Source organism: uncultured Sphaerotilus sp. (assembly GCF_963924895.1).
Lineage (GTDB): Bacteria > Pseudomonadota > Gammaproteobacteria > Burkholderiales > Burkholderiaceae_C > Sphaerotilus.
On the sequence record NZ_CAWURG010000052.1, the window covers coordinates 71,229 to 86,063 of the forward strand.

General features: G+C 66.6%; 12 protein-coding genes. 7 read left to right on the top strand and 5 right to left on the bottom strand.

Annotated elements, in window-relative coordinates:
* The first annotated feature begins 45 nt into the window (after window positions 1-45).
* The 3 genes from AABN02_RS18920 to AABN02_RS18930 are packed head-to-tail and all read left to right on the top strand — an operon-like array spanning window position 46 to window position 6,847.
* Window positions 46-900 carry a phosphate/phosphite/phosphonate ABC transporter substrate-binding protein gene (locus AABN02_RS18920; RefSeq protein ID WP_338416466.1) on the top strand — a complete coding sequence of 285 codons (855 nt, stop codon included), beginning with the start codon at window positions 46-48 and terminating at the stop codon, window positions 898-900.
* Window positions 897-4,715 (top strand): PAS domain S-box protein, encoded by a 3,819-nt coding sequence (locus AABN02_RS18925; protein ID WP_338416467.1) that lies wholly within the window; start codon window positions 897-899, stop codon window positions 4,713-4,715. The genes AABN02_RS18920 and AABN02_RS18925 overlap by 4 nt, the downstream gene beginning before the upstream one ends.
* Window positions 4,712-6,847: an EAL domain-containing protein gene (locus AABN02_RS18930; RefSeq protein WP_338416468.1), complete on the top strand. Its 2,136-nt coding sequence runs from the start codon at window positions 4,712-4,714 to the stop codon at window positions 6,845-6,847. The genes AABN02_RS18925 and AABN02_RS18930 overlap by 4 nt, the downstream gene beginning before the upstream one ends.
* A 23-nt stretch (window positions 6,848-6,870) precedes the next feature.
* Here the strand turns inward: AABN02_RS18930 and AABN02_RS18935 are convergent, their stop codons facing one another.
* Window positions 6,871-7,785: a GGDEF domain-containing protein gene (locus tag AABN02_RS18935; RefSeq protein ID WP_338416469.1), complete on the bottom strand. Its 915-nt coding sequence runs from the start codon at window positions 7,783-7,785 to the stop codon at window positions 6,871-6,873.
* 236 nt (window positions 7,786-8,021) lie between these two features.
* Here AABN02_RS18935 and AABN02_RS18940 point away from each other — a divergent pair, with 236 nt between their 5' ends.
* Together AABN02_RS18940 and AABN02_RS18945 are read left to right on the top strand one after the other, a co-directional pair.
* Window positions 8,022-8,468: a YeeE/YedE thiosulfate transporter family protein gene (locus tag AABN02_RS18940; RefSeq protein WP_338416470.1), complete on the top strand. Its 447-nt coding sequence runs from the start codon at window positions 8,022-8,024 to the stop codon at window positions 8,466-8,468.
* Between the two features lie 20 nt (window positions 8,469-8,488).
* Window positions 8,489-8,896, top strand: coding sequence for a DUF6691 family protein (locus tag AABN02_RS18945; RefSeq protein ID WP_338416480.1), 408 nt, complete (start codon window positions 8,489-8,491; stop codon window positions 8,894-8,896).
* Between the two features lie 3 nt (window positions 8,897-8,899).
* Here the strand turns inward: AABN02_RS18945 and AABN02_RS18950 are convergent, their stop codons facing one another.
* From AABN02_RS18950 to AABN02_RS18960, 3 genes are all read right to left on the bottom strand, one after another.
* Window positions 8,900-10,054 (bottom strand): alanine--glyoxylate aminotransferase family protein, encoded by a 1,155-nt coding sequence (locus tag AABN02_RS18950; RefSeq protein ID WP_338416471.1) that lies wholly within the window; start codon window positions 10,052-10,054, stop codon window positions 8,900-8,902.
* Between the two features lie 92 nt (window positions 10,055-10,146).
* Entirely contained in the window at window positions 10,147-11,076 is a 930-nt protein-coding gene (locus AABN02_RS18955) for a calcium/sodium antiporter (RefSeq protein WP_338416472.1), read from the bottom strand.
* A gap of 9 nt (window positions 11,077-11,085) precedes the next feature.
* A complete protein-coding gene (locus tag AABN02_RS18960) occupies window positions 11,086-12,345 on the bottom strand; it encodes a putative Na+/H+ antiporter (RefSeq protein WP_338416473.1) in 1,260 nt (419 codons plus the stop codon).
* Window positions 12,346-12,467: 122 nt separating this feature from the next.
* On the opposite strand from AABN02_RS18960, the gene AABN02_RS18965 reads away from it, so the two are divergent.
* Window positions 12,468-13,028, top strand: coding sequence for a Uma2 family endonuclease (locus AABN02_RS18965; RefSeq protein WP_338416474.1), 561 nt, complete (start codon window positions 12,468-12,470; stop codon window positions 13,026-13,028).
* 333 nt (window positions 13,029-13,361) lie between these two features.
* Window positions 13,362-13,781: a type II toxin-antitoxin system VapC family toxin gene (locus AABN02_RS18970; RefSeq protein WP_338416475.1), complete on the top strand. Its 420-nt coding sequence runs from the start codon at window positions 13,362-13,364 to the stop codon at window positions 13,779-13,781.
* Between the two features lie 147 nt (window positions 13,782-13,928).
* Here the strand turns inward: AABN02_RS18970 and AABN02_RS18975 are convergent, their stop codons facing one another.
* A complete protein-coding gene (locus tag AABN02_RS18975; protein WP_338416476.1) occupies window positions 13,929-14,756 on the bottom strand; it encodes a formylglycine-generating enzyme family protein in 828 nt (275 codons plus the stop codon).
* Between the last annotated feature and the right edge of the window lie 79 nt (window positions 14,757-14,835).

A 14,835-nucleotide genomic window follows, 5' to 3' on the forward strand; every position in this document is an offset into this window, starting at 1 on the left:
CCCAGTTCGAGCGATCGCGGGCGCATGCGGCGTTTAGACTGCCGCATGCGCAGAAATTTCCTCTCCTGGATGGGTGGCTCCACCCTCGGTGCCCTGCTGGGCGGCGGTCTCGCGGCCCCCGCCCATGCACAAAAGGCCGTTCGCACGCTGACCTTCGGCATCGTGCCGCAGCAGTCCGCCAGCGAACTGGCGCGGGTGTGGATCCCGGTGCTCGGCGCGCTAAGCGAACGCGCGGGCCTGTCGCTGCGTTTCGCGACAGCGCCGGACATCCCGGCCTTCGAGAAACGCCTGGCCGCCGGCGCCTACGACGTGGCCTACATGAACCCCTACCACTACAGCGTCTTCGCCCAGAAGCCGGGGTATGTGGCCTTCGCCAAGGAAAAGGGCCGCCGCCTGCGCGGCCTGGTCGTCGTGCGCAAGGATTCGACGCTCAAGGACATGAAGGAACTCGCCGGCCAGCAGATCGCCTTCCCGGCACCAGCCGCGTTTGCCGCCACCGTGCTGGTGCGCGCTGAATTCGAGCGCATGGGCGTGCCGATCACGCCGGTGTTCGTGAAGTCGCACGAGTCGGTCTACCTCAACGTCGCGCAGCGCCAGATCGAGGCCGGTGGCGGCATCACGCGCACCCTGCAGACCATGGACGCCCCCGTCCGCGACGAGCTGCGCGTGCTGTGGCAGACCAAGGACTACACGCCGCATGCCTTCGCCGCCCACCCGCGGGTACCGGCGGCCGACCTGCAGGCCCTGCGCGCCGCCATGCTGACGGCGGACAGCGACCCCAAGCTGCGCTCGGCGCTGGAAGGCATCGGCTTCAAGGGCTTCGACGCCGCGCAGGACGCCGAATGGAACGATGTGCGCGCACTGGGCATCAGCACGCTGGCCGCGCTGCTCAAGGAATGAGCTGGAGTTTTCGAGTCAAGACCATCGTCGGTGTGGCGCTCATCGAGGCGGTGCTGCTGGCGATCCTGGTGGTTTCGGGCGTTCGCTACCTCTCGGACACCGCCGAATCGGAGTTCGAACAGCGCTCGCAGGCGACGATCAAGGCCTTCTCGGTGGTCGCCAAGGAAGCGCTGATCTCCAGCGATCTGGCGGCCCTGAACGCGCTCACCCGGGAAATGCTCACCTACCCCGGCGTCACCTACGCCCGCGTGCGCGACGAGAACCGGCAGGTGCTGGCCCAGGCCGGTGAAGCGCAGAAGCTGCTGATGCCATCGGACACGCAGGCCCGACTGGCAGATGTCACGGACGGCATCTACCGCGTCACCCACGACGTGAAGGTGGACGGCCAGTCGTTCGGGCGGGTCGAGATCGGACTCTCGGCGACCCAGGTGCAGCATCTGAAATCGACGGCCACCCGCTTCGGTCTCGGACTGGCCGGACTCGAGATGCTGCTGGTCGCCCTGTTCTCGTGGGCACTGGGCGCCTACCTAACGCGGCAGCTGGGCGACCTGTCCGACGCTGCCAAGCAGATCGCAGACGGTGATCTCGGCTACCAGGTCAAGGTCCGCGGACAGGACGAGCTGGCCGAGACCGCGCAGGCCTTCAACCGCATGTCGCTGCGCCTCAGCGAGGGCTATACCGAACTGCAGCGCAGCGAGCAGGGCCTGCGCCGCGTGCTGGAAAACATCCTCGACGGCATCCTGACGCTGGACCGCAATCTGCGCGTGCTGTCGATGAGCCCTGCCGCCGAGCGCATCCTGCAGCGCCACTCGTCGCAGGCGGCGAACCGCTCGCTGGCCGAATGTTTCACCCCCCCCGCCTGGTCGCAGCTGTGCGACACGCTGTCGCTGGAGGATCCCAGCCTGCTCGGTGAGCCCCTGGTCATCGACGGCGTGCTGCCCGATGGCCGGCTGGTGCCGCTGGAAGTCCGCCTGACCCGCATCGAAGCCACCGGCCCCGCGACGCTGCTGGTGGTGGTGCGCGACGTGAGCGAGCGGCTGGAGGCCGAGCGGGCATTGCGCCTGCGGGGACGCATCATCGACTCGATCGGCGTGGGCGTGGTCATCGCCGACGCCCGCAAGGCGGACCAGCCGATCATCTACACCAACGTGGCCTTCGAACGCATGACGGGCTGGCGCTTCGACGAGGTGGTGGGCCAGAACTGCCGCTTCCTGCAGGGCGCGGGCACCGACCGCACGGAAATCGACCGGCTGCGCCGCGCCATCAGCGAGGGCCGTGACATCGAGGTCCTGCTGCTGAACTACACCAAGACCGGCCAGCCCTTCTGGAACGAGCTGCGGGTCATGGCGATCCACAACGCGGAGGGCCGCCTGACGCACTACGTCGCGCTGCAGAACGATGTGACCGCCCGGAACGAGACCCAGCAGCAGATCGCGCGCAGCGAGGAGCAACTGCGCCGCGTGCTGAACGCGACCCACGACGGCATCGTCGTGATCGACGAGACCGGCAGCATCGAGACCTTCAACGTCGGTGCCGAGAAGATGTTCGGCTACAGCGCGGACGAGGTCATCGGCCGCAATGTGTCGGTGATCGTGCCGGAGCTGCACCGCAGCCAGCACGACGGCTACATCGCCCGCTACCTGTCCAGCGGGCAGAGCGGCATCATGGGCAACGAGCGCGAGTTCGAGGCCCGGCGCAAGGACGGCGAGGTGGTCTGGATCGCCCTGCGCGTCGGACTGCTCGACGAGACCGGCACCGCACCGGCACCGGCCCCGGCCGACGGCCGCCGCCGCTTCATCGGCGTCATCCACGACATCACCGACCGCAAGCGCGCCGAGATCGAGCTGCGCCACGCCAAGGAAGCCGCCGAGGACGCCGCGAGCGCCAAGTCCGAGTTCCTCGCCAACATGAGCCACGAGATCCGCACGCCGATGCACGGCGTGCTCGGGGCGATCGAGATGCTGCAGGACACGCCCATGAGCGGCCAGCAGGAGCGCTTCCTGAACACGGCCCGCACCTCGGCCTCGCTGCTGCTGGGCGTGATCGACGAGATCCTGGACTTCTCGCGCCTGGAGGCCGGCAAGCTGCGCATCGAGGCGCTGGACTTCGACCTGCGCCGCACGGTGGAAGACGTCACCGCGATGCTGGCGCAGCGGGCACATGCCAAGAAGCTGGAGCTGGCCTGCTACATCGCCCCCGGTGTGCCGGAGATGGTGCGCAGCGACCCGATCCGCGTGCGCCAGGTGCTGGTGAACCTCGTCGGCAACGCCATCAAGTTCACCGAGCGCGGCGAAGTCGTCGTCAGCGTGGGACTGGTGGCGGGCGAAGGCGGCGTGTCGATGCTGCGCTTCGAGGTGCGCGACACCGGCATCGGCATTGCCCGCGACAAGCAGAGCACGCTGTTCCAGCCCTTCACCCAGGCCGACAGTTCGACCAGCCGGCGTTTCGGCGGCAGCGGCCTCGGGCTGAGCATCGCCAAGCGGCTGGTGGAGCTGATGAACGGCCACATCGACATCGACAGCCAGGAGGGCCAGGGCTCGCGCTTCTGGTTCACGCTGCCGATGATGATGTCCGGCCAGGCCCTGCACCGGAACCCGAACCGCAACTTCCCCGGCACCCGCGTGCTGGTGGTGGACGACAACGCCACCAACCGCATCATCCTGCACCGCTACCTGACCTCGTGGAGCAGCCAGTCCAGCAGCGCATCCAGTGGCGACGAAGCCCTGGCCAAGCTGCAGGACGCGGCCATTTCCGGCCGGCCCTACGAGGTGGCCCTGCTCGACCTGAACATGCCCGGCATGGACGGCTACGCGCTGGTGCGCCAGATCCAGTCCGACCCGGCGCTGGCGGCGATGCCGCTGATCATGCTCAGCTCCGCCGCGCAGGACCCCGTGCGCATGAAGGGCCTGCGGGTCGACATCTGGCTCGACAAGCCCGTGCGCCAGTCGGACCTGCACGACGCGATCTCGACGGTGCTGCACCGGCACATCCCGGCCCCGGAAGCGCCGACGCGGCGGGCGGGCGCCCATTTCAGCGGCGAGCAGGTGCTGCTGGTCGAGGACAACCCGATCACGCGCGAGGTCGGCGCGCAGATGCTGCGCAAGCGCGGTCTGGAGGTGTCGCTGGCCGAGGATGGGCTCCAGGCCGTGCGGGCGATCCAGGAGCATGCCTATGACATCGTGCTGATGGACATCCAGATGCCGGGCCTGGACGGCTATGACGCCACGCGGGCGGTGCGGGAGTGGGAGCTGACGAGCGGGCGCGAGCGGGTGCCGATCATCGCGCTGACCGCGCACGCCCTGCCCGCGGACCGCCAGAAGTGTCTGGCCGCCGGCATGGACGACTACGTCGTCAAGCCCTACAGCACCGAAACCGTGAGCACCGTCATCGCCCGCTGGCTCATGCCGCCGGGCAAGGCGGCACCGGCCGGCCAGGTGGTGGAGATCATCGAGGAGCCGGCAACGGCCGTGATCGACCTCGACCGCTATGAACAGGTGCGCGCCATCATGGGCGATGCCATGGGACCGCTGCTCGAGAAGGTGCTGGAGACGCTGGACAGTGAGATCATGCAGATGCAGGCGGCCGCGGCAGAAGGTCGACTCGACACCATGCGCGAACTGCTGCACCGACTCAAGAACACAGCTGGCGACATTGGCGCGATGCGACTGCACGAACTGGCTGCACAATTCGAACGAGACATCACAAGGGAGAACGCATCCATGCCGGACATCGGCCCGTTGGAACTGGCCTGCACCGCCGCGCTGGCGGCCGTGCGCCAGTTGATCCTTGAACTACCGTCGCCCCGCAGTCCATGAGCTTTCCCTTTCCCGCGCACACCGCCGTCCCCGGCGCCAGTGGCACCAGTGGCGCCCGCATCCTCATCGTCGATGACGAGGGCGTGACGCGGATGATGATCCGCCGCGTGCTGGAGGATTACGGCTACCGCGTGCTCGAAGCCCAGGACGGCCAGACCGCCACCCGCCTGTGCGACAGCGAATCCCCGGACCTCGTGCTGATGGACGTGCGCATGCCGGTGATGAACGGCTTCGACGCCTGCCGGAACATCCGCCGCTCCCTGCGCAGCGGCCACACGCCCGTGCTGATGCTGACCGCGCTCGACGACGTCATGGCCGTGACGCTCGCCTTCGAGGCGGGCGCCACCGACTTCGTCACCAAGCCCATCAACTGGGCCCTGCTGGCGCAACGTGTCCGATACGCCCTGCGCACCAGCCTGACCGAGCGGGAGCTGCGCGAGAGCCAGCTGGCACTCGCTCGGGCGCAGAAGATCGCGCGCCTCGGCCAGTGGCGCCTCGATTTCGACACCGGCCAGATCCACTGCTCGCGCGAGTTGCGCGACATGCTGGGCCTGGCGGTGCCGGAGGCACTGTCGGTGCAGGACATCCTCGACAACGTCTCGCCGGAGGACCGCGCGCGGCTGCTTCGCTTCACGCGCGATCTGCGGCGGACGCAGCGCGAGCGCGAGGTCGAGATCCGCGTGATCGGCCCGAACGCGCCGGCGAAGTACCTGTTCCTGTCGGGCGACGTGATGCTCGACGAGTCGGGCAAGTCCTGCGCGATCTTCGGGGTGGCCCAGGACGTGTCCGAGCGCCGCCATGCCGAGGCACGCCTGAGCTACTACGCCCACTTCGACGAGCTGACCGGGCTGCCCAACCGGGTCCTGTTCCGCGACCGGGTGAGCACCGCCGTGACCGCTGCGCAGCGGGGTGGCCGCTCGTTTGCCGTGATGAACATCGAGGTCGACCTGCTGCAACGCACGCAGGCCTCGGTGGGTCAGGCGGCGAGCGACCGCATCCTCAAGGCCGTCGCGCAGCGCCTGGCCTCGGTGCTGCGCGACCGGGACACGCTGTGCCGGCTGGAGGCGGACAGCTTCGCGCTGCTCGTCACCGACGTGGAAGGGGAACTCGAGGTCGCCGTCAGCGCCAAGCGCCTGACCGACGCCTTCGCGGTGCCGCTGCCGGTCGATGACTGGGAGCTGCTGGCGGCGGTGCATGTCGGCGTGGCCATCTACCCGTCCGACGGGCAGGAGGTCGACACGCTGCTGCAGCACTCGGGTGCCGCGCGGGCCCGTGCCCGCGAGGCCACCGGGTCGAGCTACCACTTCTACACCGCCGACATGCACGACCGCGTGCTCGACCGGCTGAACACCGAAGTGGCGCTCTACCGGGGACTGGAGCGGGGCGAGTTCGAGCTGCACTACCAGCCCAAGGTCGATCTGCGCACCGGACAGGTGATGGGGGTCGAGGCGCTGCTGCGCTGGAACCGCCCGGGCATGGGGCTGCAGATGCCGGACCAGTTCATCGACATCCTGGAGCAGACCGGGCTGATCATGGACGCGGGCGACTGGGTGTTGCGGGAAGCGTGCGCGGCCATCCGGTCGATGCCGCTGTCGCTGGCCGTCAACATCTCGCCGCGCCAGTTCATGCACCCGAACCTGGCCGACCGGCTGATGCGCATGCTCGACGACATCCAGTTCCCGGCCGACCGGCTGGAGCTGGAGATCACCGAGCAGATCGTCGTCGAGGACGAGGAACGGGCCGTGGCCACGCTGCACGACCTCGCCAGCCGGGGCATCCGGGTGGCGCTGGACGACTACGGCACCGGCTTCTCCTCGCTGCAGCGCCTCAAGCGCCTGCCGCTGCACACGCTCAAGATCGACAAGTACTTTGTCATCTCGCTGGTCACCAGCAAGGCGGATGCGGCGATCGTGCGTTCGACCATCGACCTCTGCCACCAGCTCGACATCAATGTCGTCGCCGAGGGCGTGGAGGACGAGGTCGTGATGGAGATGCTGCGCGGCTACGGCTGCGACGTGGCGCAGGGCTACGGCATCTGCCGTCCGCTGTCGATGACCCGGCTCACCGAGTGGATGGCCAGCTCGACGGTGGCTTCACTGTCCGGCCGGCACACCTTCCGACCGGTCCGCTGACACCGGCCACCCGGGGCGCTGCCTCAGTCGTCATTGGCGACTGACGCGGCGCCTCTTTCCTTGCGGTCCGCAAAACCCTGCCGGCCCAGACCGCGCCGGGCCGCGGCGGCCGACAGCGCCGTCTTGAGCATCTCCTCGGGCTGGCGGCCATCAGACGGATAGACAGCCAGGCCAGTCGAGACCGTGACCACCGCCGTCTGTGCGCTCACCATGAACGGCTCGCGCAGCATCTGGGACAGCTTCAGCGCCACGCGATCGCCATCTTCCGGCGCTTCCAGCCGGGTCAGCACCACCGCGAAGGCATCCGGCGCCAGCGCGGACACGACGTCACTCGCCCGCAAGCCGCTGCGCAGCCGCACCGCGAGCTTGCGCCGCAGCGCCTGCGCAGCCGCCACACCGAGGCGGGCTTCGGTCGTCGCCAGCCCCTCCACGCGAATCACCAGCAAGGCCATCGGCGCCGGCTCCCGCTCGCGCAGCGCGCAGAGCTGGTGCAGCAGCTCCATCAGCTGGACCCGGTTCGGCAAGCCGGTGGCCAGATCGATCGACCACGCGCGGCGCAGCTCCTGCTCCTGCCGCTTGCGCTCGATCGCCAGACACAGGCTGCGCCCGATCGACTCGTCATCCGACTGCTCGGACGGCAGCACGTCCTGCACGCCGGCCCGCAGCAGGTTCAGCATCAGCTCACGCGTGGGCTTCGGCGTGCGCACGACCACCGCCGCCGCCAGCACCGCCTGCGTCCAGGCCGCCCAGTAAGGCAGCGTCTTCGCTTCGGCTTCGTCCACGCACGAGATCAGGATCGCCTCCGGCGTGGACTCGGCCAGCGCCGCCTGTGCCGCTTCCAGCGTCGGACACAAGCGCCAGACGCAGCGCCCGAAACGGGAGTCGGACGCTTGCGGTGCGTCGGCACCAACGTGGAGAACGGAAATGGACGCGGTCATGAATCGCTCTGAAGTGGTGCCGGAATCATGCAATAAACGCACATGTACCATCGTTTGAATTGGCATGAATAGCCCGTGCAATACCGCACAGACCCTGCGGTAATCAGGGGAATTCACGGTGGGGCCGACGTAGATAGTTCACACACCACGCGCTTGTGTCATATGCCCCCGGGGGTGTCTTGCCGAGTCGGCACAAGGTCGGTAGGATCCGCACTTCCTACTTGATCCAAGACCACATGACAATCGACTGGACCCATTTCACCCCCGGCGCAGCGCTCGCCGGGGGCGCCCTCATCGGCCTGGCTTCCGCGCTGTTCCTCCTGGGTAGCGGACGGATTGCCGGCATTGCCGGCATCGTGGGTGAGCCGCTGCGGGCGCTGCTGCGGGGTCAGTCGCTGGCGCCGCAGGCCACGCGGCTGCTGTTCCTGCTGGGCCTTCTGCTGTCGCCGTGGCTGTGGCAGTTGGGCGCGGCCTTGCCGGTGCGGCAGGCGGGCGCCTCCACGGGTGGCCTGATCGTCGCCGGCCTGCTGGTGGGCTTCGGCTCGCGGCTGGGCAATGGCTGCACCAGCGGCCACGGCGTGTGCGGGCTGAGCCGGCTGTCGCTGCGCTCGCTGGTCAATGTGCTGGTGTTCATGGGGGCGGGCTTCGCCACCGTGGCCGTCACGCGCCACCTGCTGGGATGAACACCATGAACAACGCTTCGATGCGCGCACTGATCGCGCTGGTATCGGGTCTGGTCTTCGGGCTGGGCCTGATCGCCGGCGGCATGACCCAGCCGCTCAAGGTCCAGGGCTTTCTGGACCTCGGCGGCGCCTGGGACCCCAGCCTTGCGCTGGTGATGGGCGGCGCCGTGTGTGTCGGGCTGGTGGCCTTCGCGTGGGCCCGCAAGCGCGGCAAGACCTGGGACGGTGAATCCATCGACTGGCCCCGCTCCACCCAGATCGACGGCCCGCTGGTGCTCGGCGGCCTGCTGTTCGGCATCGGCTGGGGGATTGCCGGCTTCTGCCCGGGGCCCGCCATCGTGGCGCTCGGCAGCGGCTGGGGCGACGCGGGCATCTTCGTGGCCGCCATGCTCGTCGGCATGGCGGCACACGACCGCCTGAAGCGCTGACGGTCAGGCGCTGACGGGCTGCGCGGCCGGCGCCTGAATCCGGTCCAGCGCCGCATCCAGCGCAGCGACGCTGCGGTCGATGTGGTGCAGCTTCTCCAGCCCGAACAGGCCGATGCGGAAGCTGCGGAAATCCGCCGGCTCGTCGCACTGCAGCGGCACACCCGAGGCCGTCTGCAAACCCAGCGCGATGAACTTCTTCGCCGACTGGATCTCCGGATCGGTCGTGTAGCTCACCACCACGCCCGGCGCCTGGAAACCCTCGGCAGCCACGCTGGGGAAGCCGCGGCGCACCATCATCTCGCGCACGCGCCGGCCGAGTTCGACCTGCTGCGCCTTGAGGTAGGCAAAACCACCCGCGCGGGTTTCTTCCATCGCCTCCAGGCACTTGGTCAGCGCGTCGGTCGGCATGGTGGTGTGGTAGATGTGGCCGCCGCCCTCGTAGGTCTCCATGATCTGCAGCCACTTCTTCAGGTCGCAGGCGAAGCTGGTGCTGGTGGTGGCGTCGATGCGCGCCCGTGCCAGCTCGCTCAGCATCACGAAGGCGCAGCACGGCGAGCCGCTCCAGCCCTTCTGCGGCGCGCTGATCAGCACGTCCACGCCGGTGGCCGCCATGTCCACCCACATCGCGCCCGAGGCGATGCAGTCGAGCACGAACAGGCCGCCGACCGCGTGGACCGCGTCCGCCACCGCCTTCAGGTAGTCGTCGGGCAGGATCATGCCGCTGGCGGTTTCCACGTGCGGCGCGAAGACGACGCCGGGGCGGTACTCGGCGATCGTGGCGACCACCTCGTCGATCGGCGCCGGGGCGAACGGTGCTTGGCTACCGGATGCGACTTGGCGCGCTTTGAGCACGCGGGTCTCGGACGGGATGCCACCCATGTCGAAGATCTGCGACCAGCGGAAGCTGAACCAGCCGTTGCGCAGCACCAGCACGCGCTGCTGCGTGGCGAACTGACGGGCGACGGCCTCCATGCCGAAGGAGCCACTGCCGGGCACGACGATGGCCGAGCGGGCGCTGTAGGCTTCCTTGAGCACGCCGGAGATGCCGCGCATGACGCCCTGGAAGCGCTGCGACATGTGGTTGAGGGCGCGGTCGGTGTAGACGACCGAGTATTCGAGCAGACCGTCGGGATCGACGTGGGGCAACAGGCCAGGCATGGGACGGCTCCGTGGGATTTGAAATGCTTTTCTGAGCGAACAGGCATTCAACCACAGCGGTGCCGGCCTGCCTCTCGGCAATGACCCCGAAGTCAGTTCGAGAGGCTGGCTGCGATGTGCGCCAGATAGACGAGCAGCAGCAAGACGCCGCGCCCACGGGGAATGCGCCCCCGGAAAGGCAGCATCAGCAACACGGACAACACCCCGACGCCCAGAACGCCAGACAGGGTCGCGAACGGGATCCGGATCGGATGGATCACGGCCGCCGTGCCGACGATGACCAGCCCGTTGAACAGATTGCTGCCCAGCAGGGTGCCGAGGCCAACGTCGTCCTCGCCGCGCCAGCGGGACAGGAGCGTCGTCACCAGTTCTGGCAATGAGGTGCCAAGGGCCACCAGGGTCACGCCGATCACATAGCCCGGCATCCCGAGTGCCGCGGCCAGCCCGCTGGCACCGGACACGAACAATCGACCCGCCAGCAGCAGCCCGACCAGCCCGACCAGCAGCCAGGACCAGAACCGGGCTGGCGGCATCGCAGGCACCGCGGCGTCGGAGATCGGTTGGCTCTGACGGTGCCGGGAGGCCTGTCGGGCCACCAGCACCAGCCAGCCCGCGAACAGGCCGAGCAGGAGCGCGCCATCCAGCCGCGACAGTTCGCCATCCAGCGCCAGCCATCCGGTCAGAAGCGGTACCGCCAGCACGAGCAGGCCATCGCGCCGCAACGGCCCCCACGCTGCCGGCACATCGCCGAACAGCAGGGCCAGACCCAGAATCAGGGCGATGTTGGTCACATTGCTGCCCAGCGCATCCCCGAGGCCGATGGCCGGCTGCCCCTCCAGCGCGGCCAGCGTCGTGACCGTCAGTTCCGGACTGGAGGTGGCAAAGGCCGCCAGCGTCGTGGCGACCAGCATCGTCGGCAGGCGCCACCAGGCCGCCAGACCGAGCACGCCCCGCAAAAAGGCCTCGCCGCCAGCGGCCGCCAGCACCACTGCCGCCAACAGCGCAGCCAGATCAAGCAGCATCGATCGGCGTCACAACAAGCGCAAGGCCAGCGCAGCCACCACCGTCGGCCCGATCGCGGCGGCCAGCAGGCCCAGCGGGTTGACCGCCCCATCGTCGAAATGCCCGCGCAGGATCGAGATGCCCGCCGGATTGGGCGCATTGGCGATCACCGTCAGTCCGCCGCCCGTGACGGCACCCGCCACCAGCGCGACCTTGAATTCGTCCGACAGCCCCTCCACCAGCGAGCCGAGGTAGGTCAGCGCCGCGTTGTCGGTGAAGGCGGTCAGCGCCGTCGCGCCGAAGAAGACCGCGTCGCTGCTCATGCTCAGCAGCACGGGCTTGAGCCACCACTGCTGCTGCCCGCCCAGCACGACCAGCCCGGCCAGGAAAAACGCCACCAGCAGGCCCTCGCGCAGGATGAGCCGGTCCTGGTGGTGTTCGTAGGCGTGCGACACCCCGAGGAAGAACAGGAACAGGCCCATGAACACCGCCGGATGGTGGGCAAACACGACCACGCCGACCAGGAAGGCGAGGTGGACGATCACCAGCGCGGGCGGCACGGGCACACCCGCATTCCCGCCGGTGGCCAGCGGCAAGGCGGCGAGTTCCTTCCGGAACAGCAGCGCCACCCCCAGTGCATTGACGGTGACCGCCACCGCCGCCTTCCAGCCGAAGGTGGACAGCATGAAGGCCATGTCCCAGCCCCAGGTGCCGGCCACCATCAGCACCGGCGGCGCGGCAAACGGCGTCAGCGTGCCGCCGATGGAGATGTTGACGAACAGCGTGCCGAGCGTGGCGTACTTCAGCCGCAGGGAAATGGGCTGCGAGAAGAAGCGGTCGGCCAGGATCAGTGCGGCCAGCGTCATCGCCGCAGGCTCGGTGATGAACGAGCCCAGCAGGGGCACCGCGACCATGACCAGCAGGAAGTAGCCCAGACTGCCCGGCAGCGGCAACACCTCGGCCAGCCACTGCACGGCGGCCATGGCGGTCCGCAGGATCGGCCGGGTCGCGGCGATCACCATGATCGCGAAGACAAACAGGGGTTCGGTGAAGTTGCGCGAATCGACATAGGCGGTGGCGGCGCCTGAGCCCTCGACGGCGAACATGCTCACCACCAGCACCATCGCCCAGAAACCGAACACCACCTCGACCTCGCCCAGCAGGTGCAGGAGACCGGCGTGGCGGGGATGGGTGTGGGCCAGTCGCTCGAAGAACTTGGTGGCGAAGGTGTGCGCAATGGCCACAGCAAACAGTACCGCGCCGATCAGCTCGATCAAGGTGTAGGTCACCGGATTCCTTTCATTGAGTCCCCACGCAGACTCCGGAAGAGCTGGAGTCCATGGCGTCGATTGGAACAGGGTCCGCTACCATGCACCCAGCTTATCCCGCCGCGCCACCCTGGAGCCACCCGATGGGACATCCCGCCAGCCCCCCGACGATGACCGCCACCGACTACCTCGCCTGGGAAGCCACCCAGACCGAGCGCCATGAGTTCCTCGATGGCGAGGTCTGGGCAATGGCCGGTGCCGACGATCGGCACGTATCCGTCGCACTCAACATCGCGATGGCGCTGAAGCAGCACCTGCGTGGTAGCCCCTGCCGCACCTTCATGAGCGACATGAAGCTGCACGCCGCCAGCGCCAACAGCTACTTCTACCCGGACGTGTTCGTCACCTGCAGCGAGGCCGACCGGGCGCGACCCCTGATCAAGCAGGAGCCGACGCTGGTGGTCGAGGTGCTCTCCCCCGGCACCGCCGCCTACGACCGCGGCACCAAGTTCGCCCACTACCGCCAGATGCCGACGTTGCGCGAGATCGCGCTGATCGACCCGGACGCGCGCAGCGCGGATGTGTACCGCTGCGGCGCGGATGGGCTGTGGGTGTTGCACCCCTTCGATCCGGGGCAAGGGGTGGCGTTTGCCAGCGTTGATCTGCGGATCGCGGAGGATGTGCTGTATGCGGATGTCGATTGACGGACCGTTAGCCGAGTTGAGGGGCGTTTGCTAGGATGGCCCAACCCTCGAAGGAATGCACCATGGCCACCCTGACCATCCGCCATCTCGACGATCCGATCAAGCAGTTGCTGCGTGAGCGAGCAGCGGCAAGCCACCATTCGATGGAAGAGGAGGCGCGGCAAATTCTGCGCAATGCCCTGCTGCCAACTGAACCTGCACAAGATCTGGCCAGCCGCATCCGCGCCCGCTTCGCTGGGCTGGGCTGGGGGATGTGGTGCTCGACATCCCGGCGCGGGAGGCTGTACGGGAGCCGCCGGCACTGGATGCCGTGGCGTCTGATGACGGTGCGCGATGACAAGGCTGCTCGACACAAATGTGCTGTCGGAGCTGATCCGCAGCAAGCCTGCACCCGAAGTCATCGCTTGGCTGGCTTCGCAGCCGCCGGATTCGGTGTTCGTCAGCGCCGTCACACAAGCCGAGATGCTGATGGGGGCTCGCATCCTGCCGGCCGGACAGCGACGCAGTCATCTGGAAGCAATGCTGGTGCTGATGTTCGAGGAAAACTTTGCGCAGCGTGTCCTGCCGTTTGATCGGCTGGCGGCCACCGCGTATGCGGACATCGTGGCGGCGCGGCGTGGTTTGGGACGGCCGATTTCGCAGTTCGATGCGCAGATCGCGGCCATTGCACGGGTTCGGGGATGCGCCGTCGTGACGCGGAATGTCCCGGACTTTGAGCATTGCGGGGTGGGTTTGATCAATCCTCGGGGCTGAACCTCACCACTGCGCCAGCCGCATACCGAAGCGCATCTTCTCCAGCCCCAGGTTCGCGGCGCGCAGGTGCTGCTGGCGCTCGCAGCTGTAGATGGCGTCGATCAAATGGTCAAACACCACCAGCTTCGGTCTGAAGCCTGTCACCGATCACAAAGTACCCCCAGTAGCAGAACCTGTGTCGCCACCCACACCACTGGAATCAGGAACACTGGAACTACGAAAATTAATTTCACGAACCAATCGAAAACCAGTATAGTCATCTCTCAAATTTAATGAGTCACCATTTCGATTTGCAGACCTAATATTTTTTGGAGTGTCACCCCATCCACCTCCTCGTATAACACGGCGATCCCCTTCACATGATCCACGCCAAACAGCGCCATCCTTTGGGGCGCCGACATAATCACCATGCCAACAATCTTCCACCCACTCCCACACATTCCCAAGCATGTCATGCAACCCAAATAGATTAGGCGAACCGAATGACTTAATTGGCGCGGTATTTAAATATCCATCCACACAATCCGAGAAAGTCCATCCAAGATATTTACCTCTAATAGAGAGGTCAGCCGAATTAGCATAATTGCAAATATCAGAATCAAAATCACCAAAATAAAATTTAGTACGCTTCCTTGAATTTGCTCTGGCAGAGTACTCCCACTCTGACTCCGACAGGAGTCGATAATAATTCCCAGTCTTCGCACTTAGCCACTTTGCATACGCCTGCGCGTCAATCCAACTAACACAAACCACTGGATGTTCATCAGTTTGCTCATACCCTGGATTTTTCCAATTACGATCTAACGCAAGCTCATATTTATCACCTCGCCAAACATGGCAACCATTTTTTATAATATCATATCCATTATCCCTAACGAAAGCAGAAAACTGACCACGATTTAATTCAGCTTCCATAAGCAATTTCAAATAAGTTAAATACTTAAAATTCAAACTTATATTTTTTGCCAAATCCATCGAGAATTTCAGCGACATCCTGTTCAAGAACCACTTTATCCCGACGCTTTGCTTTCATCCAAGTGTATTTCATCTTGTG

What these genes read in the sequence shown, in the direction of transcription:
- AABN02_RS18920 (WP_338416466.1), top strand. Translation starts at nt 46, where the DNA reads ATGCGCAGAAATTTCCTCTCCTGGATGGGTGGCTCCACCCTCGGTGCC.
- AABN02_RS18925 (WP_338416467.1), top strand. Translation starts at nt 897, where the DNA reads ATGAGCTGGAGTTTTCGAGTCAAGACCATCGTCGGTGTGGCGCTCATC.
- AABN02_RS18930 (WP_338416468.1), top strand. Translation starts at nt 4,712, where the DNA reads ATGAGCTTTCCCTTTCCCGCGCACACCGCCGTCCCCGGCGCCAGTGGC.
- AABN02_RS18935 (WP_338416469.1), bottom strand. Translation starts at nt 7,785, where the DNA reads ATGACCGCGTCCATTTCCGTTCTCCACGTTGGTGCCGACGCACCGCAA.
- AABN02_RS18940 (WP_338416470.1), top strand. Translation starts at nt 8,022, where the DNA reads ATGACAATCGACTGGACCCATTTCACCCCCGGCGCAGCGCTCGCCGGG.
- AABN02_RS18945 (WP_338416480.1), top strand. Translation starts at nt 8,489, where the DNA reads ATGCGCGCACTGATCGCGCTGGTATCGGGTCTGGTCTTCGGGCTGGGC.
- AABN02_RS18950 (WP_338416471.1), bottom strand. Translation starts at nt 10,054, where the DNA reads ATGCCTGGCCTGTTGCCCCACGTCGATCCCGACGGTCTGCTCGAATAC.
- AABN02_RS18955 (WP_338416472.1), bottom strand. Translation starts at nt 11,076, where the DNA reads ATGCTGCTTGATCTGGCTGCGCTGTTGGCGGCAGTGGTGCTGGCGGCC.
- AABN02_RS18965 (WP_338416474.1), top strand. Translation starts at nt 12,468, where the DNA reads ATGGGACATCCCGCCAGCCCCCCGACGATGACCGCCACCGACTACCTC.
- AABN02_RS18970 (WP_338416475.1), top strand. Translation starts at nt 13,362, where the DNA reads ATGACAAGGCTGCTCGACACAAATGTGCTGTCGGAGCTGATCCGCAGC.
- AABN02_RS18975 (WP_338416476.1), bottom strand. Translation starts at nt 14,756, where the DNA reads ATGGATTTGGCAAAAAATATAAGTTTGAATTTTAAGTATTTAACTTAT.